The sequence below is a fragment of the Streptomyces sp. NPDC060002 genome (assembly GCF_042737245.1).
Lineage (GTDB): Bacteria > Actinomycetota > Actinomycetes > Streptomycetales > Streptomycetaceae > Streptomyces.
Window position 1 is genome coordinate 20,566 of record NZ_JBHWUW010000012.1, and the last position, 24,304, is coordinate 44,869.

Here is a 24,304-nt window from a genome sequence, read left to right on the forward strand (position 1 = left end):
AGCGCACCGACGCACTCCAGCCCTCTCCGACCGTGCCCCTCTGTACGCCCCGGACGAGGTGGGTCTGGCCGTGGCCTCGATGCGCGGGTGGGTCAGATCTTTCAAGTGGCCTTGGGCGCCCGAGCGGTGTGGCTCGCGGCGAAGGACAGGAGAAGTGCGGCGGTCCGCGCCGGATCCTCCAGAATGGGTGTGTGTCCGGCCCCGGGCAGCAACTCGACCTGCGCGCCCGGAACGAGGCGGTAGTCGGCCGCGGACGACGGTCGCCACCGGCGGTCCTGGTCGCCGAAGATCACCTGCAGTGGCTTACCGAGGACCATCAGCCGATCCGGGAGAGCACGCTGGTTCAGGTAGGCGGTGGACGCCTGCATGGCTGCGGCGACCGCGCGGTAGGTCATGCCGCGCAGTTCGTCGACGAGTTCCTGTGGGACGTGGTAGCCCGCGCGGAATCCGGTGCTCGCGAACCGGCGGATCCGCTCGTCGGTCGGTGGCCACTGCGCGGGGTCGATCGCGGCGGACCCGGGCGCGATGAAGGCACCCATGCTGGGGCCGGTGTTGATGAGCGCGAGCGCGGTCACCAGGTCGGGTCGTTGCTCGGCGAGAGCGGTGGCGGCATAGCCGCCGCTGGAGTGGCCGACGACGAGGGCGTGCTCGACGCCGAGCCGGTCCAGTGCCATGCCGATCCTGCGTCCCTGCTCCGGGATCGCGTAGTCGCCGCCGGCCGGTTCGGCCGAGCGGCCGTGGCCCGGCAGGTCGATCCGGATGACGCGATGGCGCGTGGCCAGCAGCGGAACCAGCGCGTCCCACGATCGGCTCGAGGAAGCGGAGCCATGGATGAGCAGGAGCACAGGGGCGTCGCGAGGGCCGTCCTGGCGGACGTGGATGTCGCCGTGCTCCAGGCAGAGGATCGAATCCTCGGTGGTGGCGGCGGCGTCGTCGTTCACATGAGGGTGCCTGTCGGGAGGAGTCATGAGTCCACTGTCGCCACCGCTGCTCACCGGCGGCTTGGACGAATGTTCCCTCCTCGGCCCGCGTAGCATTCGGTGATGGGGTCCACGACGGCCGAACGTGACGAGCCCGCCGGGTGGGACGTCGCCCGTCCGCGGCGGCCCGGCCGGGCGGCCGGTGTCGACATGGCGGGGTTCCAGGTCCCTGGCCCGCTCGTCGGTGGTCTGCGGGTGGTTCCGCACCCGGCCGTGATGCTGATCCTGGAGTGGGGGGCGACTTCGTCCACCGTGGAGGACGACGCCGGGCGACGACATCGGGGAAGTCTCGTCGCCGGCCCCGGGTTCGGCTCCGGAGGCGGGGTTCGGGCGTGGGGCGAACACGTCGAGTGCGTGCAGGTGCGCCTGTCCCCAGTGGTCGCGGGCACGGTCCTGGGCGCCTGTCCGGCCGATCTGGCCGGTTCCCCGGTGTCCCTCGACGACCTCTGGGGCAGGGAGGCGTCACGGATTCGCGAGCAACTGGGCGAACTCCCCTTGTGGGAGTACCGCTTCGCCTTCATCGACACGTTGCTCGCCCGCCGCCTTGAGGCGCGGTCGCTGATGGACCCGGCGGTGGCCTGGGCCTGGAACCGGATCGTCGTCGGCAGGGGCCGAGTCCGGATCGACCACCTGGCGGCCGAACTCGGATGGAGCCGCAAGCGTCTGTGGTCCCGGTTCCACTCCCACATCGGCATTCCACCGAAAGCTGCCGCGAAGCTGGTCCGATTCGACCACGCCGTACACCGTCTCGTCGCGGGCGAAGGCGCAGCCCAAGTCGCGGCGGACGGCGGCTACTGCGACCAGTCCCATCTGCACCGGGACGTCATGGCGTTCACCGGCACCACTCCGGCGACCGTGCTGAGCGAGCCGTTCCTGACGGTGGACGACCGCGCCTGGCCGACCACGGAACCCCCGACTGGCAACGGCTGAAGCAATGAAGGACCGGGGACCGCACCTACCGGTATCCCGGCTCGGCGTGGGCGACGAACCGCGTCAGGGTTCGCTCAACAGCTCCAGGAAGTGCCGCAGGTCATCAGCCGCTCTGTCGAGCTCGGGTTCGTCCAACGACGCCGTCCGCGTCCGGTAGAACACCCCACCAGGGCCGCGACAAGACGGGCGGCCGCGGTGGCCGGGTTGGGCACACCGCCGAAGGAGCCGGAGTGGATGTCCTGGTCGGGGCCGAACAGCCGGATCTCGCACAGCTCGCACAGCTCGCACAGCCCACTCGGCCCGCTCGGTCCGCACAGCTCGCACAGCCCGCACAAAGAATCTCTGGTCAGCCGGGGGAGGAGGCCGTCGAGCGGGGTCGTCCAGCGCCGACATATCGCGTCCCCTGCTGGGGAGTTTGCGGACTCTGCTGGTCGAACACTGTTCGGCGTGATCGAAACTCTCGTATAGTGACGCCCGGTTGATCACCGACTACAAACTTCTGTGCATTATCTGCCCCTTAGGACGACACAAGGGTCGCGTTCCCGAGCGGCCACCCGAGGACCTGAGCGATGACCGCGCCCGCCCCTTCCGGCGACCGATCCACCATCCGTTCGCTGCTTCCCCTGCCCCTGCTGACCGCCGCCCTCTCCGCCCTTGCCGTCATATGGACCGTCACGTCCGTACCCGAGTCGGCGCAGGCGCTCGTGGGCAGCGGCGGCGCCACCGCCGCGGTCCTGCTGTGCGTGGCGGTCACCTTCGCCGTGCACGCGCGGCGCGCCGGGCGCTCCGTACATGCCGCGCTGCTGACGGCGACCGCCGAGGCCGAGCGGGCCGCCCAGGAGCGCGACCTCCAGGCGGAGCGATGGCGCCGCGAACACCAACGGCACACCGACGCCACAGCACACGAACGAGCCCGGCTCGCCGAGGAGTTCACCAGGGAACGCGCCGTGCGCGCCCAGGAGGCCGAGGCCGAACGGGTCCGGCTCGCGGCCGAGGTGCGCAGGCTCTCCGAGCAGCTCGACCGCGCCCTCGGCGACCGCGACACCGCGATCTCCGCGACCGCCAACGCCGCGGCCAGGATGCAGGCGCTGGCCACCGGCACCCTGGCCGACCTGCGCGCCATGGAGGAACGGCACAGCGACGAGGACGTCCTCGCCGACCTGCTGCACCTGGACCACCGCACCGCCCAGGCCGGCCGTCTCGCCGACTCAGTCGCCGTGCTCACCGGCGCGCGTTCGGGCCGCCGTTGGGCGCGCCCCATCTCCATGGAGTCCGTTCTGCGCGGCGCCATGGGCCGGATCAGCGGCTACCAGCGCATCCGCCTGCACTCCGTCAGCGACACCGCGGTGGCCGGGCACGCGGCCGAGGGCGTGATGCACGCGCTCGCCGAAGTGCTGGACAACGCCGCCAACTTCTCGCCTCCCAACGCCGAGGTACACGTCTACGTCGAGGAGGTGCCGGCCGGCGCCATCGTCTCGGTGGAGGACAGCGGGCTCGTCATGAGCGATGTCCAGCTGCGCCGCGCGGAACAGGCCGTCTCCGGCGACGCGGGCGGACTCGGCGGACTCACCGGCACCCGGCTCGGTCTCGCCGTGGTGGGACGCCTCTCGCGCAAGCACGGCATGAAGGTGTCGTTCCGGCCCTCCGCGCGGGGCGGCACGGGTGTGCTCATGCTGATTCCCCAGGACATCCTCACGGTGGCGCCGTCCCCCGTGCGACGTGCGGCGGACCCGCCCGCGCGCAGCGCCCCGACGCGCGCTCCGCGGGCGGACCTCGGCGCGCCCGCTCCCGCCGAAGTCGCCAGGCCCCCGGAGCAGGTCCAGCCTCAAGAGGAGACCGGCGCCGACGTCCCGCAGACAGGCGACGGGCTGCCCAAGCGCCGGCGCGGGCGCACCCTGGCCGCCGCCGAGGGCGCACGCGCCGCCGCCCAGAGCGCCGAGCGCCGCACGGACCCGCCCGAGGACATCCGCACCCGCGCCAACCGCTTCGGCGCCTTCCGCCAGGCGGTGCGCGCCGCCGGAGCGGCGGAGCGCACGGGCGGGCACCCGCTGCCGGCCGCCCCCGACGACCCGCACGCCACGCCGTCCCCGCAGACCGAGACGGCTCCCGGCAGTCCCACCTCCTCGCACCCGGAAGGCGACACCACCTCATGACCGGCACGACCACCGCCGACGAGAAGCTCACCTGGCTCATAGAAGGACTCCTTGAGCGCACCCCGGGCGCCCGGCACGCCCTCGTGCTCTCCCGCGACGGGCTGAAGCTGTGCCGTACCCCGGAACTGACGGTCGACCAGGCCGACCAGCTCGCCGCCATCGCCGCCGGCATCCAGTCGCTGTCGCACGGCGCCTCGGTCGAGTTCGGCGACGGCAGCGGAGGCGTGCGTTCCTCGATGACAGAGTTCTACGGCGGAACGCTGTTCATCGTGGAGGCCGGTGAGGGCGCGCACCTGGCCGTGGTCACCACCGAGGAGGCCGAACCCGGCCTCGTCGGGCACAACATGAGCGAGCTGGTGGAACAGCTCGGCGAGCACCTGACGGCCCCGCCCCGCACGGCGTGAAGCGGCCAGGCAGGGACGACGCCCCCGACCGGCTCTACACCCTCACCGGGGGACGCAGCCGCTCGGGGCCCGACAGTCCCTTCGACCTGGTGACGCTGGTCGTGGCCGAGTGCGACGCCACCGTGGGCATGCAGTCCGAGCACGCGGCGGTCCTCAGACTGACGCAGGCGCCCACCGCCGTGGTGGAGGTCGCCGCCGAACTGGGGCTTCCGGTGAGCATCACCAAGATCCTGCTGTCCGACCTGCTCGCCGCCGGCCGGGTCAGCGCCCGCCACCCCCGCAACTCCGCCCTTCCCGATCCCGACGTCTTGGAGCAGGTGCTCGTTGGACTCCGCAACCTCTGACGTGCGCACCCCCCTGGGTGCCACCGCCGACAACGGTCTGAAGATCGTGGTCGTGGGCGGCTTCGGCGTCGGAAAGACGACCATGGTCCGTTCGGTCAGCGAGATCCGTCCCCTCAACACCGAGGAGACGATGACGAGGGCCGGCGAGACGGTCGACGACATCAGCGAGATCCGCGGGAAGACCGCGACGACCGTGGCCTTCGACTTCGGCCGGATCACCCTCGACGAGCGCAACGTGCTGTACCTCTTCGGCGCGCCCGGCCAGGAACGCTTCTGGTTCCTGTGGGACCGGCTGTTCTCCGGAACCCTCGGCGCGGTCGTCCTGGTCGACACCCGTCGCATCGACGACTCCTGGTACGCGATCGACCGTCTGGAGCGCCACGGCACGCCGTTCATCGTGGCCTGCAACGACTTCGGCGGCGCCCGCCACGCGCACAGCGACGTCCGCGAGGCCCTCGACCTCGATCCGCAGGTGCCCCTGATCGACTGCGACGCCCGTACCCGGGAGTCCAGCAAGCAGGTCCTCATCACGCTCGTCCAGCACATCCAGAGCCGGTACGCCGGGCAGAGGGCCCACACCGCCGCTTCACCACGGGAGTTCGTGTGAGCACCGACGCCGTACCGCTCAGCGGTCCGCGCTTCCAGACCGATCCTGCCCGGCTGTACCGGGAGATGCGTGCGCAGCACGGCGCCGTCACCCCTGTCCTGCTGGACGGCGGGGTCCCGGCCTGGCTCGTCCTCGGCTACCGCGAACTGCACCAGGTCACGGGCGACCCCGTCCTGTTCAGCCGCGACTCGGAGTTGTGGAACCAGTGGGACACGATCCCCGGCGACTGGCCCCTGCTGCCGATGATCGGCCGCAAGCAGCCGTCGATCCTGTACACGGTCGGTGAGCGGCACCGCGACCGGGCCGCCATGATCAGCAACGCGCTGGAGGCGAGCGACCCGACCAGGCTGCGCCGCCACGCCGAGCGGTTCGCCGACGAACTGATCGACGCGCTGTGCGCCGAGGGCACGGCCGATCTCGTCGGCCAATACGCCATGCTGCTGCCCGTACGCGTCCTGGCGCGGCTGTACGGCTTCTCCGACGAGGACGGCCCGGGCCTGGTCACCGCGCTCAACGACATGATCGACGGCCGGGAGCGCGCCCTCGCCGGACAGAGCCATCTGGCCACCTCCATGAGCGAGTTGCTCGCCGCTCGCCGGGCCGCGCCCGCCGCCGACGTCGTCTCCCGCATGCTGGCCGACCCCGGTGGTTTCACCGACGAGGAGATCGCCCAGGACCTCATGGTGATGATGGCGGCCGGGCACCAGCCCACCGCCGACTGGATCGGCAACTCGCTGCGGCTGATGCTCACCGACGCTCGTTTCGCCGCCTCGCTCTTCGGCGGCCGCAACAGCGTCGCGGAGGCGATGAACGAGGTGCTCTGGGAGGACACGCCCACCCAGAACGTCGCCGGCCGCTGGGCGTCGCGGGACACCCACCTCGGCGGGCAGCACATCCGGGCCGGAGACCTGCTCCTCCTCGGCCTGCAGGCAGCCAACTCCGACCCCCAGGTGCGACCGGTCGGAGACGATCTCACCGGCGGCAACAGCGCCCACTTCTCCTTCGGCCACGGCGAGCACCGCTGCCCGTTCCCGGCCCAGGAGGTCGCCGAGGTCATCGCCCGGACGGGGATCGAGGTCGTCCTGGACCGGCTGCCCGACATCGATCTCGACGTCCCGGCCGATTCCCTGACCCGTCGCCCCTCGCCCTGGCTGCGCGGGCTGACGGCACTGCCCGTGCGGTTCACACCCACCCCTGCCCTGGGAGGCAACTGATCATGACGTCCGGAACCGAAGAGCTGCGGATTCCCCTGGATCCGTTCGTCACCGACCTGGACGGGGAGAGCGCCAAGCTGCGGGCGGCGGGACCGCTGGCCGCGGTCGAACTGCCCGGAGGGGTCCCGGTGTGGGCGGTCACCCGGCACGCCGAGGCCAGGGCGCTGCTGACGGACCCCAGGCTGGTCAAGGACATCAACGTGTGGGGCGCCTGGCAGCGGGGCGAGATCCCGTCCGACTGGCCCCTGATCGGCCTGGCCAACCCCGGCCGCTCCATGCTGACCGTGGACGGCGCCGACCACCGCAGGATGCGCGGCCTCGTGGCCCAGGCCCTCACCCCGCGCCGGGTGGAGGCGATGCGGGAACGGATCACGGAGCTCACCGGGCGACTGCTGGACCGGCTGCCCGCCGACGCCGACGTCGTCGACCTCAAGGCGGAGTTCGCCTACCCGCTGCCGATGTACGTCGTCGCCGACCTCATGGGCATCGAGGAGAGCCGGCTGCCGCGGCTGAAGGTGCTGTTCGAGAAGTTCTTCTCCACCCAGACGCCGCCCCAGGAGGTGGTCGCCACCCTCGTCGAACTGGCGGGGATCATGGCCGAGACCGTCGCCGCCAAGCGTGCCGAGCCCGGTGACGACCTGACCAGCGCGCTCCTCCTGGCCTCGGAGGACGGCGACCGTCTCACCGACGAGGAGATCGTCTCCACGCTCCAGCTCATGGTCGCCGCCGGCCACGAGACCACCATCTCGCTGATCGTCAACGCCGTCGTCAACCTTTCCACCCACCCCGACCAGCGGGCAATGGTCCTGTCGGGCGCGGCGGACTGGTCCGCGGTGATCGAGGAGACCCTGCGCTGGTCGACGCCGACGTCGCACGTGCTGATCCGGTTCGCGACCGAGGACGTGCCGGTCGGCGACCGGGTCATCCCGGCGGGCGACGCGCTCATCGTCTCCTACGGCGCGATAGGCCGCGACGAAGAGGCGCACGGCCCCTCGGCCGGCGACTTCGACATCACCCGTGAGACACGCACCCGCCACATCTCCTTCGGCCACGGCCCGCACGTCTGCCCCGGCGCGGCCCTGTCCCGTCTGGAGGCGGGTGTGGCACTGCCCGCGCTGTACGCACGCTTCCCCGGGCTGGACCTGGCGGTGGCGCCGTCGGCCCTGCGCAACAAGCCGGTGGTGACCCAGAACGACCTCTTCGAGCTCCCCGTGCGGCTCACCTCCTCGACCGTCTGACGCGCTCTCGAGCGCCACTTCCACACCCGTGCATCCCTACGGCCGTGATGCGAAGAAGAATCAGCCGTGATGCGAAGAAGAATCAGGTGACGCGCTCCCGTCCCGTGCCCCCCCGAGCCGGGACGGGAGCCGTTCTGGCAGAGGCCGGCCGCTGCTACTGGCACCGCGCCGGTACGAAACCTACCCCCGGGACCACGGCCAGGCCGTGCCCGTCCTTGCCCCCACCCCGGAGCAGCTGACGGAGCACGGCGCGGACACGGCGGTGTGGCGGCGGCTGGGACGCGAGGGCGAGCAGACCCTGACAGCCGCGCTCGACAACCCCGACGGCGACGCCCTCCACCTCCACCAGGCCGCCCGCGCCGACGCGCAAGAGGAGCAGCGTCGGGCCGCTGAGCGGGAGGAGGTGCGGCGGCCGGCGCGCTGCGGGGGCCTCGTCCTTGGCGCCCCCGCTGGAGCGCAACCGTGGGACGCCGGGCAGCAGGGCAGGCAGGGCGGGGCAGGGGGCCGAGAGGGTCACCGGATGCGTGCTCGGGGAACCTGTACGAGCCTGAAAGCATGACTGACCCGCTCGTACCTCCTGAGGAGACTCCGCCGGCCGAAGGCTCAACAGCCGAGGCCCACCAGGAACGCGCCGATGGCGGCATGTGGGAGCACCCCGGCATCTGGGTGTGGCTGATCGTCGTCGGTGCCGTGATCGTCGCGGGCTTCTACATTGCCCGCGTCATTTCGCTGTAGGCCGGGCACCCGGCACAGCCAGATCGAGAGGCGGGCCGGGGCGAAGGACGCGTTCGTCGTGTATCTCTCTCTGGAGCCCGACGAACGCGTCACGGAGTGAGCTTCCCCGAACGCCCATCCGGGCCGCCCGGTGGGCGCCAAGCTGTCCGCCACGCCCGCACGCACGGATGCCTCCACGCCCAGCCTCCTGACCCGATGCGGCGGCGCCAGGCGATGACGAACGGCACGTAGGCGTCGGACGCGCAACGCAGGTACCCCCGCCTGTCCGGATCACAGATCCTTGGTGTCCCGCACGTCGATCTCGCACACCAGATCGGGAATCACATCGAGCTGGTTCTTCACCGCCTCGCGGACATCGCCGGCCAGCGATACCGATACCCCGGCGGGGACGCCGGGGGCGTCCGAGCGGCTGACAGATGCCACGATCGCATCCGGATCCATCTCCTCCAGCGCGTGGAGAACCTCGTCGACGCGGTCGTTCCGCACGGTCGTCGAGACGTAGGTACGGACAGTCATGGTTGTCTCCCTTGCGGTAGCCGCACTCCGCCGGCCCGCCGCCCACCCTCCCCGTCGGGTGGGTACGCGGCACGGGCATCACGGAAGCCCTGCCGCCAGCCTCACCCTGGGCCGGATGACTCGCATCCGGAGCGGCGCGCCAGGGCGGGGAACGACGTGCCAAGGAAGTGCCCGCACCCCGTGAATCGGCAGGTCAAAGCCGACACACCGCATGCCTTATGCGGTGACAGGGTCCGCGCTCGTGCGTCTGCGCCCAGGACTGCCGGAGCCACTCCCCGCGCTTGTCTTGCGTGGACGGCTGTCGAGTTCGGTTGCGACGGCCTGGCAGGTCCTCGGAAGTGTGCGTGGACAGGTCGGTGCTCTTGGGAAGATGCTGCCGGAGCAGGCCGTTGGTGGATCGCCACCTCTGAGCCGAGGTATCGGAACGACTTCGGCTGTTTCGCCGGGCCCAGGCCCGCCCGTGCGGAGGCCGGGTGGGCGGGCCGCTGAATGGCTCAATCAGGGCTGGAAGGGCATCGTCCAGCAGTTGGATGTGGCCGCTTCGCCCTTCAGGCGACCGGTGAGCCAGGAGATCGCCGCTCCCTGGTCGGCGATGAGGGGCGCGAGGTGGTTGGTCAGAATTTTGTCGCCGAGGTTGGGCAGATCGACGGCCGCGTAGGTGACGTTGCCGCCCTTGCGGCACCAGTCCACCGCCAGCTGTCGGGCCTGGGCGTGCGGAACGATGTCGTCGGCGACGCCTGTGGCCAGCCGGACCGGACCGGCCGGCTTGAGCGTCCCGAGGCGCTGCTCGTCGAGGGCGGCCTGAGCGCGGGGTTCGGTGGCGATGATGTCGGTGATGGACTTGCCGCTCGTAGTCCACGCCGTGCTCCGGGTGAAGCCGTAGCGGATCATCGCCTCGCCGAGGCACATGGTCGACGAGTCGGCGAGGGCTGTGCGCCCGGCGTCGTTGAGGTTCGCCTCCGCGACGTCGGCCAGGTCGGGGTAGGTCTGCGAGAAGCCGTTGATCGCCCAGCCCAGGGCACTGACCAGAATGCTCCCGTCGATCCCCTTCATCACGGCCATCAGGTCGGCGGGCGGCGCGCCCGCGTAGGTGCCGGCCAGTTGGACGTCGGGCGCGTAGGTGGGCTGGAGTTCGGCCGCCGACGCGGTGGCGCCGCCGCCCTCGCTGTAGCCGTACAGGCCGACGCGCGAGGCGGAGGTGAGGGACGTGCCGGACAGCGCGCGTGCCGCACGGACGGCGTCCAGCAGCGCGTGCCCCTCATCCACGCGGTTGACGTAGGTGTGCAGACGGTCGGTGGCGCCCAGGCCGACGTAGTCGGCGATGACGACGGCCGCTCCGGTGGCCAGGAGACGGTAGATCGCGAGATTCTCGTAATTGACGGACAGGCTTTCCCCGCTGACGGTGAGCGGGTGTTGCAGAGCGTAGGAGGGTGCGCACTGGTCGCCCTGGCCCATGGTCCCCGAGGCCACCGCGACCAGCGGGCGGGCCCCGCCGCCCTTCCACTCCGCCGACGGCTCGATGTAGGCGCCGGTCACCGCGACGGCGTCGCCGCTCGAGTCGGTGGACTTGTACATCAGGCGGGTGGCGGTCCCCGGCAGGGGGCGGCCGTCGAGGCCGGGCAGCGAGAGCCCCAGGGGGAGAGGCTCCTGCCGGATCAAGGCGCCGTTGGCGGCGGGTAGTTGGGTGGGTGGGGTGTAGAACGCCGGGATGGTGACTCCCCGAGAGACGACCGGTTCGGTGTCGGTCCCGGTGGCGTCGGCCGTGGTCGCGCTGACGCAGACGCAGGCCACAGTGGCGATGGCGGTGGCGGTCAGGCGGTTGAACGTGGAACGCGGACGGCTGTAACGGCTCACGGTTCGCTCCTCGCGCTGCTTCGTTGCAGGGTGCGCGAAAAACTAGCACTGTTAGTTAAAGGTGGTAGCGATCGATTAAGTTACGCTTCGGTAACTTCTTGTGCGGGCAAGCGCATGGCGAAACGCGCGGCCATGGTCCTCGAGCCTGCCCCAGCTGCCCCAGCTGCCCCAGCTGCCCCGGGCGTAGACGCACCTGCGCTCGGTCCGAGCATCGACGGTGTGGGAAGCCGACTGAAGTGAGGCCCACTGCGGCGCTTGCCGTACGAGCCTTTCGCTGCGTCTGCGTCCTCGCGGGTCACCATGCGCCTTCCTGCGTGGTCGAGGGGTCTGACATCCCCGCAGACCACCCCGAACCGCACCCGCCGCGCGGACGCCTGAGCCGAAGGCTTGATTCGGCCACTCAACGTCGGCACCCGGCTGCGACGTCGGCAAGACCGTCAAACGCGCCGAGACCCTCAAGGCCATCGGCAAACCTGGAAGATCCTGGTAGGTAAAGAACAAGCTGAGCCGCACGAACGCAACCAGCAATGACGGCGCCAACCGGGTCATCAAGACCATCGCCCGCGACGCCTACGGCTTCCGCAACCCCGGCAACCAGCGCTTACGCACCCGCCGCGCGACCACCCGTCGAGCTCGTGGACACCTCGATGCCGGCTAATTTCGTTGAGCCCGCACCCTGCAATCGTGTTGGCTAGCGGCACCGGACTGTCAGTCGCAGGTGTCCACTTGGCTGTAGCAGGGAGTTGAACGTGCAGGACGTTGTTGTCGACCCCGTTGCCCACAATCGGGCAGCCTGGGACAAGTGTGTCCAAGAGGGCATCGAGTGGTCGAGGCCGGTGAGTGCTGAGGATGTCGAGCGCGCCCGCATGGGCGACTGGTCGGTTGTTCTCATCGGGCGTGAGCCAGTCAACCGCTCCTGGCTGCCGACGGACCTGACCGGCAAGGACGTGTTGTGCCTGGCCTCCGGCGGTGGCCAGCAGGGTCCGATCCTCGCCGCCGCAGGGGCGCGGGTCACCGTATTCGACAACTCACCCCGCCAGCTCGGCCAGGACCAGATGGTGGCGGCGCGCGACGGACTCGAGCTGCGCACCGTCCTAGGCGACATGCGCGACCTCAGCGCCTTCGGCGACGCAACATTCGACGTCGTGTTCCATCCGGTCTCTAACCTGTTCGTACCAGACTTGGCACCGGTGTGGCGTGAGTGCTTCCGCGTCCTGCGACCGGGCGGAACTCTGCTCGTGGGCTTCCTCAACCCTGATGTGTACTTGTTCGACCACGAAGCGCTCGACGAGCGCGGCGAGCTGATCGTCGTGCACAAGCTGCCCTACAGCGATGTCACGCAGTACTCCGCCGAGGAACGCGCCACGAAGTTCGGCGCGGATGCCCCTCTTGAATACAGCCACACCCTCACCGACCAGATCGGCGGGCAACTCGCCGCGGGGTTCGTCCTCACCGGCTTCGCGGAAGCGCCGCACCAATCCAACGCATCCGCTCACTACATGTCGAACTATTTTGCGACGCTGGCGGTCAAGCCGGGCTGACCCAGCCGTGGGACCGGCCGAGACGGCCGTGTCTCCGAATGGCCAAGTGGAGCGCTGTGCCAGCCCGACCCCCACCAACTTCGCTGAGCCGGCATGGGACCCGGCAACGGGGACGGCGCTTGTCGTCGACCCAAGCGAGGCGCCATGCGTCCCGTCACGGACTACGAGGATTTCTCCCACCTTGAGCAGGCCGACCAGGTCGTAGCCGCAGCGCCTGGTGGCGGGTGGCATGCTGGACGGGGCGCCCTGGCCTGGCCTGCTGCCGGCGGGAGCCAAAGAGCCAGCGTTGACATGGGTGCGCCAGATGCCGGCCGCCCTGTCGGCAGCCCCGCACCCGCACCCCACGCCACTCGCCTACGCTTTCGTGACACGGTGGAAAAGGACTTCGCCCGCACGCGCCGGGTCGATGACAATGCCGCGCCACACCACTCATGCTGTGAGGGGCTGCGTCAGTCCAGCGTGATCACGACCACCTCGTCGTGATTACTCCAGCGGCGTCGCTCGCTTTTGTCCGGGTTGATACGCACTCCGTGGTCGGGAACGGCCGTGGCCCGGTCGTGACGGCGGTATCCGATGGCGCATTCGCCCCGTTGCCGCGCCGCTGCGACGACTGTGGCGAAGGACGCCTCACAGTCAGGCATGACGTACGACGCCGCTGGGCGCAGGTGGATTTGGCTGCCGGTGTGGGAGAACAGCTCCTCGAACACGGAGGCCAGGTGCCGGTTCTGAGAGATCTGGGCCATCAGCAAGCCGATCAGTTTTCCACTGATGATGACGTCGGCTCCGGGGCTGATGGGCGCGAGCGTCCGGTTGCGGTCGTCGGTCATCTCGGTGACCACCGGCAACTCCCGTCCGCTTTCCTGCTCCAGGAGGTGCAGAACGAGGAGCGTGACGAGGGTCCGGTTGTCAGCGTCGTCGGGTTGCTGTCCCGGAACGGGGTCCGGCCCAAGCACGACGATGCTGTCGTAGGAGTCGATCTCAAGGCACCGTAGTGTCTCGGGCCGGGTGACGTCTCCAGGCCGGAACGTCATCGTCAGCCGGGGTGCGAAGTCTGTACCGGTGTCCTGTACCTGGTCGGCCGTCACCTCCCTGTGGTCCGCCACCACGGCGATGACCGAGCCGTGAACGGCACACCGGCCGAACTGGTCGACGATAAGCGAGGCCCGCCGGTTCCAGCCGAGGATCAGGACCCGTTCGGGCTGGGCGCTCGCCGGCTGCCAGGGCGTCATCACCGACTCGTCGACCAGCCCGGAGCAGTCGCTGCGCCGTGCGGTGTCGTCGTCCCGCGTGATGACGATCAGCCGGTCGCCGGGGCCGATCAGGGTTTGGGACGGCGGGCTCAGCATGGGCCTGCCGTCACGCAGCAGGCCGACCACGCTGGAGGTGGTGAAGGCCAGCAGCGTGTCGCCGAAGGAGTGGCTGGTCAGTGTTGGGTCGAAGGTGAGGTAGAACTCGTCTCCGGCGAAGTCCAGGAGGTCGCGGTACACCAGGGAGAGTCCGGGCCGACGGGCGGACTGGACGATCAGCCGGGCGGTGATCGCGTCGCTCTCCAGGACAATCCCGCGCGTTCCCGCGGCGAGGGAGGCCGCCAGCCGGTACCGGTTGTCCCTGACGGCGGCGACGACGGGCGGACCTTCTTCCTCTCCGAGTGCGGACCGCAGTGCCAGCAGCGTCTTGACCACTTCAGGGTCCGCTGACGGATCGTCGTGGGGCAGCACCAGCACAGAACTGGCCGCGCCGGGGTTGGTCAAGGCGAGCAGATCGGGGTCGGTGGGGGAGCCACTACGGCAGACAAGCCGGGTACGGCCGGTGGTCCCCACCTTTCTGCCGAGGGCTTCCTCCATCGTGGTCTTGTCCCGGTCCGCCAGTACGGCCACCGCGCCATACCGCTGATTGGCGTTGGCGGCCACCAGTTCGCTCACCACCGTGAACACCTGCTCCGACCAGCCCAGCACCACCGAGTGCCCCTGCTCGATCACGGTGGAGTGGCCCCGCCGCAACGCGGTGAGCCGCTCAGTGAGCCCGGTGGTGATCAGACCGACGAGGGTGGAGACATACAACAGCGCGACCAGGGCGAGCAGTACCGACAACAACACGCGCAAAAGCGGGCCTGTCGCCCCGCCGAGCCGCAAAGTCTCACCAGTGAGACGCCAGATCGCTGCCAGCCTCCCCGACCGGGACGCGGGCGCATGGGGATCCGTCCACACCAGCACGGCGCTCACCGGAAAGACGACGACGAGACAGCCCAGAGCCAGCCAGCCGACGAGCGCCGGGGTGCCACGTGCCAAAGTACTGTCGAACCAGTAGCGTGCCCTGCCCTTGAGTGAAACCCCTCGTGCCACGCCTGCCCCCTGTCCCGTCGGGTTCCGGCGCGGCAGCCATGCCGCTCCGGTTAGCCCCGCCCGTTCCCCCACCGGCTACGCACGGCCACGCGGCCACCTGGAAGTGTGCAGACGAGACGGCTGCGACACGCGGATGACCGTCGATCTTCATCCCTTCGGGGGGACGTCGCCGACGGAGCAGCTCCGCCCGACGGGCGACCGGGCCGTGCAGCAGCCGGTGAACGGGCCGGCCCGCATCGGGGCCACGGGGTTCTACCGCTCGCCTTCAGCCGAACGGCCGTCCCCACAGGCAGGACGCCCCGACTTCCCCCACAGCCGTACGGACAGGCGCAGCAGGCGGCGGCGCAGGGCAGTGGTGCCCGGCGGTGGGGCGCGGCGAGCGCGTTGCAGGTGGCACCTCTGGCGGGTTGCGTCTGCACCAGGCCGTCGTGGCACCCGTACTGGGACACCGTGGCATCGTCGATGTCTCGTCTCGTGACAGCACTTGTGCACGAGTTCCGGTCGCAGTTGGTGATCAGCTCACTCCGGATTGTTGACAAGAAATGACAGCACAGCAGGTTGCCTCGCGCGCCGTGTCGAGCCGGCGCTGCGACTGGATGCGGGCCCGTCCACGGGTTCGTGAATGGCGAACGAGTGAACGAAGTCGTTCGGCTTGACGCCTCATCCGTGCTGACAGTGGGAGGACTCACTGACCGAGACCGGTGAGTCCGTCGCCCAGGATGCTGGCGCCCAGAAGGAGGAGCACGATCGCGGTGATCACGGTGCTGTTGGTGATCATGAATTGCCTGACACTGTCCAGGAACGACGCCGCACGCTGTCCGCCGAGGAGATGGATGATGACGGCCCCGAGGACGGAGCAGGATCCGACGAGAACGAAGACGATGACCGCCACAGTGAGATCGCCATGGTGAGCCCCCGCTTCGACGATCGACGTGGCCGCCGAGGCCGTCAGGACGAGATTCTTCGGGTTGGCGCCCGCCAGCAGCCCACCGAGAAGCAGTGCCCGCAGGGCCGAGACGTCATCGAGTGACGCCATCCAGCGTGGCGTCTCGGTCTCGTTGCCGACACCTGGACGCTGCCACCATTTGCGCGCCCCCAGCACGATGAGGGCCACTCCGGCGAGTACCCGTCCCCAGTCTGCGATCGCTGACGAAGGGCTTTCGGGGTCGTCGGCTCCACCGAACACGACCACGACCAGCGTTGCCACGATCCCGAGCCCGGCGATCCACCCGGCCGTGAACAGCAGGCCGTTGCGCCGGCCCTGTCGGCCGGCCAGGATCAGCACGATCCCGATCAGAGGGAATGGGCTGAGGGCGACCGCGAGCGCCGCCGGCAGAACGGCTCCAATTGCCTGGATCAGCACCCGTCTCCCCTTCCGAACCCCATGCCCAGGGCACCGCGGAGTGTCCTTCCCCGGACGGTACCGAGCGCACCCGTCCGGCAACCTCTTGCGCCTGCGTCCATCTGGGTCATCGAGTGATCCTTTTGCGGCAGCCGTAGGGGAGCGGTAGGAGCCGGCGCCGGTCTCGTTGGCGGGCGACACCGCTTGTCACCGAGTCTGGGCAGCACTTGGTGATCACAGCGCGAGAAGGTGTCGATGAGAACTGACATCGGTCGGGGCGCGCTGCGGCGCGACGCTGCCGACGATCTCCGAAACCTCCACCGCAGCTCGGCTGATCCACCAGACTTGCTCTTGTTCACCAATGGAGAAGGGACGGCAAGCATGGCAAACGGCGCACTTCTGGTGATGGACGTCCAACGGGACGTCGTGGCCATCGCCGACGACGGTTCCGGATATCTACCGCGCTTGCGCAGGGCGATCGACGGTGCCCGGGCTGCTGGCATCCCCGTGATCTATGTGGTGCTCGGGTTACGGCCGGGTGATCCGGAAGTCAGCTCTCGCAACAGGGTGATGACAAATGCCGTGCAGGCCGGCTTGTTCACCGAGGGGACCCCTGGGACCGAGATCCATCACGATGTTGCGCCCCAGAAGGGCGACGTGGTGGTCACCAAGAGGCGGGGGAGCGCGTTCTCGGGCAGCGACCTCGACTTGGTACTCAGGGCTCGCGATATCGACAGCCTTGTTCTCACCGGCATCGCCACCAGCGCTGTAGTGCTGTCCACCCTGTGGCGCGCCATCGACCTGGACTTCAGTCTCACCGTCCTGGCGGATGCCTGCCTCGACACCGACCCCGAGGTGCACCGGATGCTCACCGAAAAGCTGTTCCCGCAGTGGGCGGATGTCCTCGCCGTCGAAGACTGGCTCAAAGCCATCGCACCGCAATAGCGGGAGGCCGTCCGGACCGTCGCGCCCGGGGGCGAGATGGCATCGCCCACCCTCCTTGCCCGGCCGGTTGTGCGGCTTTCCCTTGGGCTTCCGCTCGGGCGAGTTCATGTAGCCGCGTTTAGGCGACAGTTCGTGCCGGTCCTTGGCGTACCGCCACTACTACCTCATGAGGACCAACTGACATGCTCGACAGGGAAGAGGCCGAGCGCAGAGCTGCGGAGTTCCTCGCTGCCGAAAGCAAGTCCTGGGGCCGGTCCTGCCTCGTCCGGATCATTCCCGAGTACTGCTTCACTGACGGGGGCGATTTCATCGCTCCCTACGACCACGTCGACTACCTCGACCACGGACACGAGGACATGCAACTCGGCGGGAACCTTCCAGTCGCAGTCGATTTGAAGACCGGGTCTTGCCGCTTCGTCGACTGGGAGGAGGCGGACGGCTTCATGGAGCGCGACCTGCTCTGACCAGGCGTCATTCCGAGTACGTGTGGCGGGCCTTGTCAGGATTGTCCTGGCGGGGCCCGCTGTCCACGAACATCAGACGGGGTGTGCACGATGTTGGCCTTGGCGCTGCGAGGAGATCAAGCGCCTCACCGGACAGATCCATCCGGACGAGACGTACGAGGGCCGGATGCGCGAGAGGGCGTTCCAGCAGGCTGAGGACAACGAGCCGTACGACTACGACGAGCCCTGCTCTTGATCGTGGACGGCAACCTGGTCCCGACCCGCGACAGGAGCGTGGCCCCTTCAGCATGAACGACCGCTGTTCCACCAACCACCGGGTCGCATGAGTCATAAGGTCGCAACTCACGCGGTGGGATGTCCACCATGCCGCGGCAGCGCGGCCGTTGGGGTCTTCGCCGCCAGACCGCCACAGCCCTTGGAGCGATCACGTGCCCAACTCCACAGAGACGGCCTTCACCGCCGGCGACATCACCTACCGGCTCACGGCCGACACGGTCCGGGCTGCCGCCGCCCGCCTGGCGCCCGCCGATTCCGCCGACCCGCACCCCAACCGGAGCTGGTACGCCCTCGTCGGCACCCACCTGTACTACGTGGTCGACCTGGTCGAAGAGGTCACCGGTGCCGAGGACGTCAAGGTCAGGACAGCCCGTCTCCGCCTTTCGGAACTCGGCTTCCCAATCTTCGCCCTGGCTTGGAACACCCTGCTGACCCAGGGCCATCCCGGTCACACCAGCTGACCGCCGCACCGCACCGATCACCGAGGTAACGGCCGCAGGCGTGGTCCAGGGCGCCCTCGGGACTACCGACAGCGCGCCGCGATCGTGCTGCACGCGGCCCGCGGGCGCTCCAACGCGCGTATCACAGCGAGACGGGCCTGCACCTGTACCGCACCTGCGCATGCGGATCAGAGCAGGCAAGGTCCACCTGAAGGATGACCACGGGCTCCGCCGCCTGACGGAGGTAGAGGCCCCCTGAAGCTGACGCACGTCGGATATGAGATGCGCAAGGCTGGAGTCCTTGCCGAGGAAGGGACATCCAGGTGGAAAGCTGGGACCGGGTCGGGAGGTTCGCGGGGTACGGGGCAGCCCTGGCGCTATCACCCTATTTATTGATCAAGGTGGCGTGGGTTGGCGGCTCTCTGTTGGGCCTGGCACCGATCGGCGAGGGCTTCAACCTGGCCGGCTGGGTACTCCTCAACACGGTGACCATCGGCATGGCGGGAATCGGGATCGCCTTGGCGCTCGCTCTGGTCCGGCCTTGGGGCATGCGGATACCCGGGTTCCTGGTGGCCTTCTGCGCCTGGACGGGGGCGGGATTCCTGGTGTCGATCCTGCCGTACGCCGTGCTCAGTACGGTGCTCGACACCGGGCGCGGCACAGCGGCCGACAGCGGGGGCGATGACCCTTCCATGCCCGGCTGGGAAGGCGCGCTGATCCAATTCGGCTTCATCGGGATGGGATTGGGGCTGGCCCTTGCGGTCCCGGCCTACCTGCGCAGGCGCTGGCCGGAGGCGTTCGCCCGTCAGGTCGGGGACGGTACCCCCACCGTTCCGACGTGGGCGGCAGCCGTCGCAGGCATCGTCGGTCTTGTCTGGGCGTACTGGGCGGCCGGCGGCACCCTCGGAATCGCGAGACCTGCCGAACGGGATATCAACTGGTACCTGCTGACGAGCGTCGGGGCGCTCTGGGCACTCGCCGGCGCCGTCGCCAGCTGGGCGCTCGCCTGGCAGAGTCCGGCCTGGGTACCCCATCGGCTCCTGCTGGCCCTCGGCTGGCTGGGATCGGGCTCGCTCTTCGCCTGGAGCGGCTGGAAACTGCCTCTCACCTTGTTCGTCGCCGTGGCTGACCCCGCCGATGTCGGACTACCGGAGAACCTCGCTGTCGCCTCGGTGTTGCACCTCGCCGCTGTAGTGGCGGGGGTCGGCATGGTGAGAACACTGGTCCGCTCCAGCCCACGCACCGGCGCCCAGCCCGACACTCATACATGAGTAGACCCTGGGTGACACAGACGGCGCAGCCCGCCACTTGAGATGGCCGGCCACACCCTGATCCACCAGAATCGACGGTTGCTCCGTCGGCGGTCACCACCGAGTTCTTCAGATCCAGGCCGTCCAGCAGGCGTGCGAAGGAGGGATCTCGTTGCTCTTGGAGGCGACCTGCTTCCGGGCCAGGACCGCGCCGCGCTGGTCCATCACCGCCAGCAGCTGGACCCGCCGTGGCAGTCTCGGTCCGCGAACCGCGCACCACCTTTCCGTCAACCGCGACTCACCCGCCGCACCGACCCCGCTTCGTCTCCGACTCGGCCGGAGGTCGCATTCTGGCCTGCGGAGACGCTCCGATCGCCGCGTCCACACGCACCACAGTCCACACGCACCACATGATCACCAGCACCGTGCCTGCTCTGCTCCCCGGAGCCCTTGTCGCGCAACGGGTGTGACGTCATGTCAGTCACGAGACCCGGCGAACCGGACCAACCCTCATCACGCAATGCCCTCTGCCGCCCGTGTCGAGTAGCTCTGCTGCCACGGCGACGAGCTGCTCGACTGGGTTCATCGCAGCTGCGGGGCCTCCTCCTCGGCGGTCAGGTGGACGAGTTGCTTGGAGTCGTCCCACAGCTTCGCCGCGCGCTGCTCGTCATAGGAGATCCGTGCCGATCGTACGGCCGAGAGGGTTCCGTCATTCGCCTGGAAGTACTTGCCGGAGTGGTCTGCATAGTCGGGATCGGCGGCGATCGCCGCCAAGGACGCGCCGGAGAATTCGACGTCGGACGTGATGATGCCAATGCGCTTGGACGTCCACTTCATGACCGATGTGTTCGAGAACCACTGGATCGGCTTCGGCATTCCGCGGAGGAAGCCGGTCTCAGGCACGGATCCCGGGTCGAAGGCGATCGAGGCAACCGAGCTGTCGGCCCGGCGGAGCCGGCGGTCCAACTCGTAGGCGTACATCACCGTGCACAGCTTCGAGGTGGAGTAGCGCTTCCCGGCGGACAGCGCCTTGCCGCCGCACTTGCCGTCGTTTGCCAACGCGATGGCGTCCGGCTCCACGGCGGCGCCAACCGCCTTTCCATCGGTCGAGTCCGGGTCGTGGGTACCGCTGGCGGTATACACGACCCGGCCCCGCTCGGCCAGGCTCGGAAGCAGGAGCTCGACGAACAAGAAGTGCCCGAGGCAGTTCGTCGCGAAGGTTGTCTCATACCCGTCAGGGCTGTACGAGACCTCGCCGTCGAAGCGGCCGCCTGCGTTGCAGAGGATCGCGTCCAGCGAGTCGATCTCGCCGGCCTCGATCGCCGTCCGGAACCGCGCGGCGCCAGTCCGGACCGACGCGAGTGATGACGTGTCGAGCGTCAGCGTGGTCACGGTCACGCCGTGCGCCGCGCGCAGCTCGTCTGCGACCTGTCGCATGCGCTCCAAGCTGCGTCCCGCCAGCACGATGTCGATGTTCTGTGCGGCGAGCGTGCGCGCCGCGGCGAGGCCAATACCCGAGTGGCCGCCGGTGATCAGAATGGTGGTCATAAAAATTGCTCCCTCGTTGACGGCGTCAACCTGAACCAAGACGCGACGGCAGAGTTGGTGCAGCCCGTGTGGGCAGCGATAGAGACCTGTTCTGGATATCGGAGAGGCGAACGGCACCCTGATCCCTTGAGGCGGGACGTGCGGACGCGTCCTGAACGTGGCCGCGTTTCTCGCGGTGCGAGACAGGCGCCCCGAGGTCGGGACCGTCTCTCTCCTGCTGGCGCCGGCCGACGCGGACTACGTCGGCGAGGAAGCGGCCGCTCCTGTCGCCCGCAGGATCTGCGCCGTGTGCGGGTTGAGCTCGATCGGTTCGCCTTCGCCGACGATCACCGTGCCCCCGAGGCGGACCAGATGACGCCCGAATGCGTAGTTCGGCTCGAAGGCGAAGCTCATTCCCGGTACCAGTTCCATGTCGGGCAGGAACGTGGGGTGGCCAGGGACGGCCATCAGATGCCCGGCGTCCTCGCGACCGCGCATCTCGTCATGTGCGCCGAGGAAGGCGCTCCGGTCAAGCTCACCCAGACGGCGTGCCGTCCATGGCCCAACCCCCTGTCAGCGCCGCTGAACAGAACGGCCGGGGCAGGGGCTTGAAAAGCTGTGAGTTTCGCTCATGCCTCCATGATGCGCCGGTGGCGGAACGCGATACAGGTACGCCCGTGGGTAGGACTGGCCGTACCAGGATGTCAGGCGCCGTCAGCGAGATGATGGGTGCATGGATCGTCTCGAACTCGCCCGTGTCCTCAAGGCTGCCCGGGCACGCATCGCACCCCGGGAGGTCGGTCTCACCGCCGGCCCGAGGCGGCGGGTCACCGGACTGCGCCGGGAGGAGGTGGCCCTGCTCGCGGGGGTGAGCGTGGAGTACGTCGTCCGCCTCGAGCAGGGCCGCGGACCGCGGCCCTCCACCCAGGTACTCAAGGCACTGACCCAGGCTCTGCGACTCGAGCCCGACGAACGCGACCAGGTCTTCCGCCTCGCCGGCAGCACACCACCGCTCCTCGGGGGGATCGAGATGTCGATACGGCCGAGCGTGCTGCGGCTGCTCCAACGACTGACCGACCTCCCCACGGTGGTGTTGTCGGCCAAGGGCGACGTCCTGGCGCAGAACCCGATGGCGTGCGCGCTCCTCGGCGACCTGAGCCGGTGGCCCGAGGGCCGTCGCAACATCATCTGGCAGCGGATCCTCGGCACCGGCCACGCTCGCGTGACACTCACCCTGGAAGAAGAGACGACGTGGACGCAGCAATCGGTCGGTCTGCTGCGCACCGCGCTCTCGCGCTACCCGGACGACCTGGACCTCGCTGGGCTGATCGAGGAGCTGACCACCGGCAGTGAGCGCTTCCGGAGCATGTGGGAGGAGGGACGCTCGACGGTGCACCGGTCGATGCGCAAGACGATCGACCACCCCGAGGTGGGACGTCTCGTCCTGGACTGCGACACCCTGTTGCTCCCGGACACCGACCAGTCGATGATCGTCTACTCCGCCGCAGCCGGTACGCGGGAGGCATCGGCACTCGACGTACTGCGTGTCATCGGCACCGAACGGATGTCGGCGCTCCCCCAGCCTCACAGGGGCATTGCGTGATGAGGGTTGGTCCGGTTCGCCGGGCTCCCCTCCTCCACCAGGTCCGGGACCGTACGTTCCGCGAGGACGACTCCAGGCTCCGCACCGGCACCCTCGCCCCGCGCCACGGCTTCCTGCGCAACCTTGCCATCAGCGTCTTCCGCCAGGACGGCAAGACCAACATCGCCGCCGCCCTCCGCCGACCAACCGCGACTACCTCCGGGCCCCTGCAAACCCTGGGCCTCACGTGACGAACCCGGACAGACCCCGATCACGCAATGACCCTGGGTCCACCGCGCACTGCTGCGCTGGATGAAGGCCCGCAGCCGCTGAATCCGGAGGCGCTCCGCGCGCCTTCCGAATCCGGAGGAAAACGTGCGAGTGGAATCAAACGAGTCGGCTGGCTCGACTGTCCCACGGCGAGGAAATCGGCGGCCGCCGCCGGGGGGACGGACCCGGCCGCGCGGCCCACGCGCCCCCAGCACTCCCTCACTCCTGCATCCCCCGATCAGGGAGTTTGATCGCTGATCCCCCGCCTGCCCTCTTCGCCGTCCGGCAGCGTTGGCGCCTGTGACGGGACACCGGCGAAGGCGTCCCGTATGACTTGGAGGAGACACATGCGAGGTACGAGGGCCCTCACCGCCGGCGCGCTGGCTCTGGCTCTGGCAACCGGTATCGGCTGGGCCGCCCAGGCATCCCCCGACCACACCCCCGCCAGCACCCCCGCACAGGCCCGGATCATCGACGGCTACCAGATCGTCAAGCTCCCCAACGCGAACGTGCCCAACTTCCAGCGCCGCACCGTCTACTGCCCGGCGGGCAAGCACGTGATCGGCGGAGGCGCCGAAGCCCAGGGCAACGACGCGATCCTCGTCGGCAGCTTCCCCACCACCGACGCAACCGGCTGGGTCGCCCTCGGCCGGCAGAACAGCTACAGCACGGTCGGCATCAGCGTCTACGCCATCTGCGCCAACGTCTGACCGCACCTCCAGGCCGGAGGGCCCCACAACCCCACAGCCCGGCTCTCCGGCCTCCAGCGCCCCGCCCCGGACACTCGGCGGCGGGGCGCTGGAGACTGGTCGCCGCCCGAGTCGAAGTCCCCGGCGTCGGACCAGTCCGGGCCGTCCGGCGGGCCGGTCCCCTCTCGGGCCCGGCGGACCGAGGGGGCGAGGGCCGTCACGGTGACGAGGCCGGCGAACGAGGCCAGCAGCAGCGCCGAGGCCGAAGCGACCACGGCCTCCAGCGGGCGGCCGGTCCGGCCGAGTACGCCCAGGGTGATCATGGTGGGGGGTATGAGGAAGATCCCGCTGAAGCAGGAGGCGGACACCGTCACGCTCTGGTGATCGTCCACGAGTTGCTGCGACCCGGCCTCCGCTCCGGGCCACAGGACCCCGAGCACCGAGACCGCTTCGATCGCGAAACAGACCAGGTGAAGAGCGAAGACGTTACCGGCCGTCGTCCCCTGCCGGATGAGGTACCCGACTCCGGCCACGGCGCAGAGCCAGTACGCGGCACCGGCCCCCACCACCCATACCCGGCGGGAGACCCCGTGTCTGATCAGGTGCTCGACCCTGGCGCGCATGCGTCCCCCGGTTGCTCGGCCACCCCGGTACACGTCAT

Annotated in this window: 25 protein-coding genes; 16 read left to right on the top strand and 9 right to left on the bottom strand. The window is 69.4% G+C overall.

All coding sequences use genetic code 11. The features are described from left to right. Positions 1-101: 101 nt before the first annotated feature. Positions 102-968: an alpha/beta fold hydrolase gene (locus ACFWBD_RS13725; RefSeq protein WP_385666582.1), complete on the bottom strand. Its 867-nt coding sequence runs from the start codon at positions 966-968 to the stop codon at positions 102-104. Positions 969-1,043: 75 nt separating this feature from the next. On the opposite strand from ACFWBD_RS13725, the gene ACFWBD_RS13730 reads away from it, so the two are divergent. The 7 genes from ACFWBD_RS13730 (at position 1,044) to ACFWBD_RS13760 (ending at position 7,870) form a co-directional block, all read left to right on the top strand. Continuing rightward, positions 1,044-1,910 (top strand): helix-turn-helix domain-containing protein, encoded by an 867-nt coding sequence (locus ACFWBD_RS13730; protein ID WP_385666584.1) that lies wholly within the window; start codon positions 1,044-1,046, stop codon positions 1,908-1,910. A 569-nt stretch (positions 1,911-2,479) separates the two neighbouring features. Then, complete coding sequence (locus ACFWBD_RS13735; RefSeq protein WP_385666586.1) at positions 2,480-4,063, top strand: ATP-binding protein; 1,584 nt, start codon at positions 2,480-2,482, stop codon at positions 4,061-4,063. Next, positions 4,060-4,467, top strand: a complete 408-nt coding sequence (locus tag ACFWBD_RS13740) for a roadblock/LC7 domain-containing protein (protein WP_020126464.1) — start codon at positions 4,060-4,062, stop codon at positions 4,465-4,467. Before ACFWBD_RS13735 ends, ACFWBD_RS13740 begins: the two co-directional genes overlap by 4 nt. Continuing rightward, complete coding sequence (locus ACFWBD_RS13745; RefSeq protein ID WP_385666588.1) at positions 4,464-4,811, top strand: DUF742 domain-containing protein; 348 nt, start codon at positions 4,464-4,466, stop codon at positions 4,809-4,811. Before ACFWBD_RS13740 ends, ACFWBD_RS13745 begins: the two co-directional genes overlap by 4 nt. Next, complete coding sequence (locus ACFWBD_RS13750; protein ID WP_385666590.1) at positions 4,792-5,418, top strand: ATP/GTP-binding protein; 627 nt, start codon at positions 4,792-4,794, stop codon at positions 5,416-5,418. The genes ACFWBD_RS13745 and ACFWBD_RS13750 overlap by 20 nt, the downstream gene beginning before the upstream one ends. Beyond that, positions 5,415-6,632 (top strand): cytochrome P450, encoded by a 1,218-nt coding sequence (locus ACFWBD_RS13755; protein WP_385666592.1) that lies wholly within the window; start codon positions 5,415-5,417, stop codon positions 6,630-6,632. Before ACFWBD_RS13750 ends, ACFWBD_RS13755 begins: the two co-directional genes overlap by 4 nt. A gap of 2 nt (positions 6,633-6,634) precedes the next feature. Next, positions 6,635-7,870 carry a cytochrome P450 gene (locus ACFWBD_RS13760; protein ID WP_385666594.1) on the top strand — a complete coding sequence of 412 codons (1,236 nt, stop codon included), beginning with the start codon at positions 6,635-6,637 and terminating at the stop codon, positions 7,868-7,870. 154 nt (positions 7,871-8,024) lie between these two features. On the opposite strand, the gene ACFWBD_RS13765 is transcribed toward ACFWBD_RS13760, so the two are convergent. Then, on the bottom strand, positions 8,025-8,387 hold the full coding sequence (locus ACFWBD_RS13765) for a hypothetical protein (RefSeq protein ID WP_385666596.1): 363 nt from the start codon (positions 8,385-8,387) through the stop codon (positions 8,025-8,027). A 38-nt stretch (positions 8,388-8,425) separates the two neighbouring features. Between ACFWBD_RS13765 and ACFWBD_RS13770 the strand changes: the two genes are divergently transcribed. Beyond that, a complete protein-coding gene (locus ACFWBD_RS13770; RefSeq protein ID WP_385666598.1) occupies positions 8,426-8,605 on the top strand; it encodes a DUF6480 family protein in 180 nt (59 codons plus the stop codon). A 270-nt stretch (positions 8,606-8,875) separates the two neighbouring features. Here ACFWBD_RS13770 and ACFWBD_RS13775 read toward each other — a convergent pair whose 3' ends face one another. Next, complete coding sequence (locus ACFWBD_RS13775) at positions 8,876-9,121, bottom strand: hypothetical protein (RefSeq protein ID WP_385666600.1); 246 nt, start codon at positions 9,119-9,121, stop codon at positions 8,876-8,878. A gap of 498 nt (positions 9,122-9,619) precedes the next feature. After that, a complete protein-coding gene (locus tag ACFWBD_RS13780) occupies positions 9,620-10,975 on the bottom strand; it encodes a lipase family protein (protein WP_385666602.1) in 1,356 nt (451 codons plus the stop codon). Between the two features lie 749 nt (positions 10,976-11,724). Between ACFWBD_RS13780 and ACFWBD_RS13785 the strand changes: the two genes are divergently transcribed. Next, the gene (locus tag ACFWBD_RS13785) at positions 11,725-12,516 is read left to right on the top strand and encodes a class I SAM-dependent methyltransferase (protein ID WP_385666604.1); all 792 of its coding nucleotides are present in this window, start codon (positions 11,725-11,727) and stop codon (positions 12,514-12,516) included. Between the two features lie 449 nt (positions 12,517-12,965). Here the strand turns inward: ACFWBD_RS13785 and ACFWBD_RS13790 are convergent, their stop codons facing one another. After that, positions 12,966-14,858 (bottom strand): NAD-binding lipoprotein, encoded by a 1,893-nt coding sequence (locus ACFWBD_RS13790; RefSeq protein ID WP_385666606.1) that lies wholly within the window; start codon positions 14,856-14,858, stop codon positions 12,966-12,968. A gap of 685 nt (positions 14,859-15,543) precedes the next feature. Further along, positions 15,544-16,221: a GAP family protein gene (locus ACFWBD_RS13795; protein ID WP_385666608.1), complete on the bottom strand. Its 678-nt coding sequence runs from the start codon at positions 16,219-16,221 to the stop codon at positions 15,544-15,546. A 360-nt stretch (positions 16,222-16,581) separates the two neighbouring features. On the opposite strand from ACFWBD_RS13795, the gene ACFWBD_RS13800 reads away from it, so the two are divergent. The 4 genes from ACFWBD_RS13800 to ACFWBD_RS13815 all read left to right on the top strand — a co-directional run bounded on the left by ACFWBD_RS13800 (position 16,582) and on the right by ACFWBD_RS13815 (position 19,596). After that, positions 16,582-17,145, top strand: coding sequence for a cysteine hydrolase family protein (locus tag ACFWBD_RS13800; protein WP_385666838.1), 564 nt, complete (start codon positions 16,582-16,584; stop codon positions 17,143-17,145). Positions 17,146-17,327: 182 nt separating this feature from the next. Further along, the gene (locus ACFWBD_RS13805) at positions 17,328-17,609 is read left to right on the top strand and encodes a hypothetical protein (protein WP_385666610.1); all 282 of its coding nucleotides are present in this window, start codon (positions 17,328-17,330) and stop codon (positions 17,607-17,609) included. Positions 17,610-18,037: 428 nt separating this feature from the next. Beyond that, positions 18,038-18,346, top strand: a complete 309-nt coding sequence (locus tag ACFWBD_RS13810) for a hypothetical protein (RefSeq protein WP_385666612.1) — start codon at positions 18,038-18,040, stop codon at positions 18,344-18,346. Positions 18,347-18,648: 302 nt separating this feature from the next. Next, positions 18,649-19,596, top strand: a complete 948-nt coding sequence (locus ACFWBD_RS13815) for a hypothetical protein (protein ID WP_385666614.1) — start codon at positions 18,649-18,651, stop codon at positions 19,594-19,596. Between the two features lie 561 nt (positions 19,597-20,157). On the opposite strand, the gene ACFWBD_RS13820 is transcribed toward ACFWBD_RS13815, so the two are convergent. Continuing rightward, positions 20,158-21,123 (bottom strand): SDR family NAD(P)-dependent oxidoreductase, encoded by a 966-nt coding sequence (locus tag ACFWBD_RS13820; protein ID WP_385666616.1) that lies wholly within the window; start codon positions 21,121-21,123, stop codon positions 20,158-20,160. Between the two features lie 237 nt (positions 21,124-21,360). Further along, the gene (locus ACFWBD_RS13825) at positions 21,361-21,600 is read right to left on the bottom strand and encodes a hypothetical protein (RefSeq protein WP_385666618.1); all 240 of its coding nucleotides are present in this window, start codon (positions 21,598-21,600) and stop codon (positions 21,361-21,363) included. 235 nt (positions 21,601-21,835) lie between these two features. On the opposite strand from ACFWBD_RS13825, the gene ACFWBD_RS13830 reads away from it, so the two are divergent. From ACFWBD_RS13830 to ACFWBD_RS13840, 3 genes are all read left to right on the top strand, one after another. Further along, entirely contained in the window at positions 21,836-22,705 is an 870-nt protein-coding gene (locus ACFWBD_RS13830; RefSeq protein WP_385666620.1) for a helix-turn-helix transcriptional regulator, read from the top strand. Then, complete coding sequence (locus tag ACFWBD_RS13835; protein ID WP_385666622.1) at positions 22,705-22,935, top strand: hypothetical protein; 231 nt, start codon at positions 22,705-22,707, stop codon at positions 22,933-22,935. The genes ACFWBD_RS13830 and ACFWBD_RS13835 overlap by 1 nt, the downstream gene beginning before the upstream one ends. Before the next feature lie 366 nt (positions 22,936-23,301). Beyond that, positions 23,302-23,664: a hypothetical protein gene (locus ACFWBD_RS13840; RefSeq protein ID WP_385666623.1), complete on the top strand. Its 363-nt coding sequence runs from the start codon at positions 23,302-23,304 to the stop codon at positions 23,662-23,664. Here ACFWBD_RS13840 and ACFWBD_RS13845 read toward each other — a convergent pair. Further along, entirely contained in the window at positions 23,640-24,266 is a 627-nt protein-coding gene (locus tag ACFWBD_RS13845; protein ID WP_385666625.1) for a hypothetical protein, read from the bottom strand. The genes ACFWBD_RS13840 and ACFWBD_RS13845 overlap by 25 nt on opposite strands. Positions 24,267-24,304 lie beyond the last annotated feature (38 nt).

Bases quoted from the DNA above. Each gene is read 5' to 3' on its own strand.
- ACFWBD_RS13845 (WP_385666625.1), bottom strand. From the start codon at position 24,266: ATGCGCGCCAGGGTCGAGCACCTGATCAGACACGGGGTCTCCCGCCGG.
- ACFWBD_RS13735 (WP_385666586.1), top strand. From the start codon at position 2,480: ATGACCGCGCCCGCCCCTTCCGGCGACCGATCCACCATCCGTTCGCTG.
- ACFWBD_RS13760 (WP_385666594.1), top strand. From the start codon at position 6,635: ATGACGTCCGGAACCGAAGAGCTGCGGATTCCCCTGGATCCGTTCGTC.
- ACFWBD_RS13805 (WP_385666610.1), top strand. From the start codon at position 17,328: ATGCTCGACAGGGAAGAGGCCGAGCGCAGAGCTGCGGAGTTCCTCGCT.
- ACFWBD_RS13825 (WP_385666618.1), bottom strand. From the start codon at position 21,600: ATGCGCGGTCGCGAGGACGCCGGGCATCTGATGGCCGTCCCTGGCCAC.
- ACFWBD_RS13840 (WP_385666623.1), top strand. From the start codon at position 23,302: ATGCGAGGTACGAGGGCCCTCACCGCCGGCGCGCTGGCTCTGGCTCTG.
- ACFWBD_RS13800 (WP_385666838.1), top strand. From the start codon at position 16,582: ATGGCAAACGGCGCACTTCTGGTGATGGACGTCCAACGGGACGTCGTG.
- ACFWBD_RS13730 (WP_385666584.1), top strand. From the start codon at position 1,044: ATGGGGTCCACGACGGCCGAACGTGACGAGCCCGCCGGGTGGGACGTC.
- ACFWBD_RS13775 (WP_385666600.1), bottom strand. From the start codon at position 9,121: ATGACTGTCCGTACCTACGTCTCGACGACCGTGCGGAACGACCGCGTC.
- ACFWBD_RS13740 (WP_020126464.1), top strand. From the start codon at position 4,060: ATGACCGGCACGACCACCGCCGACGAGAAGCTCACCTGGCTCATAGAA.
- ACFWBD_RS13835 (WP_385666622.1), top strand. From the start codon at position 22,705: ATGAGGGTTGGTCCGGTTCGCCGGGCTCCCCTCCTCCACCAGGTCCGG.
- ACFWBD_RS13820 (WP_385666616.1), bottom strand. From the start codon at position 21,123: ATGACCACCATTCTGATCACCGGCGGCCACTCGGGTATTGGCCTCGCC.
- ACFWBD_RS13830 (WP_385666620.1), top strand. From the start codon at position 21,836: ATGGATCGTCTCGAACTCGCCCGTGTCCTCAAGGCTGCCCGGGCACGC.
- ACFWBD_RS13725 (WP_385666582.1), bottom strand. From the start codon at position 968: ATGACTCCTCCCGACAGGCACCCTCATGTGAACGACGACGCCGCCGCC.
- ACFWBD_RS13770 (WP_385666598.1), top strand. From the start codon at position 8,426: ATGACTGACCCGCTCGTACCTCCTGAGGAGACTCCGCCGGCCGAAGGC.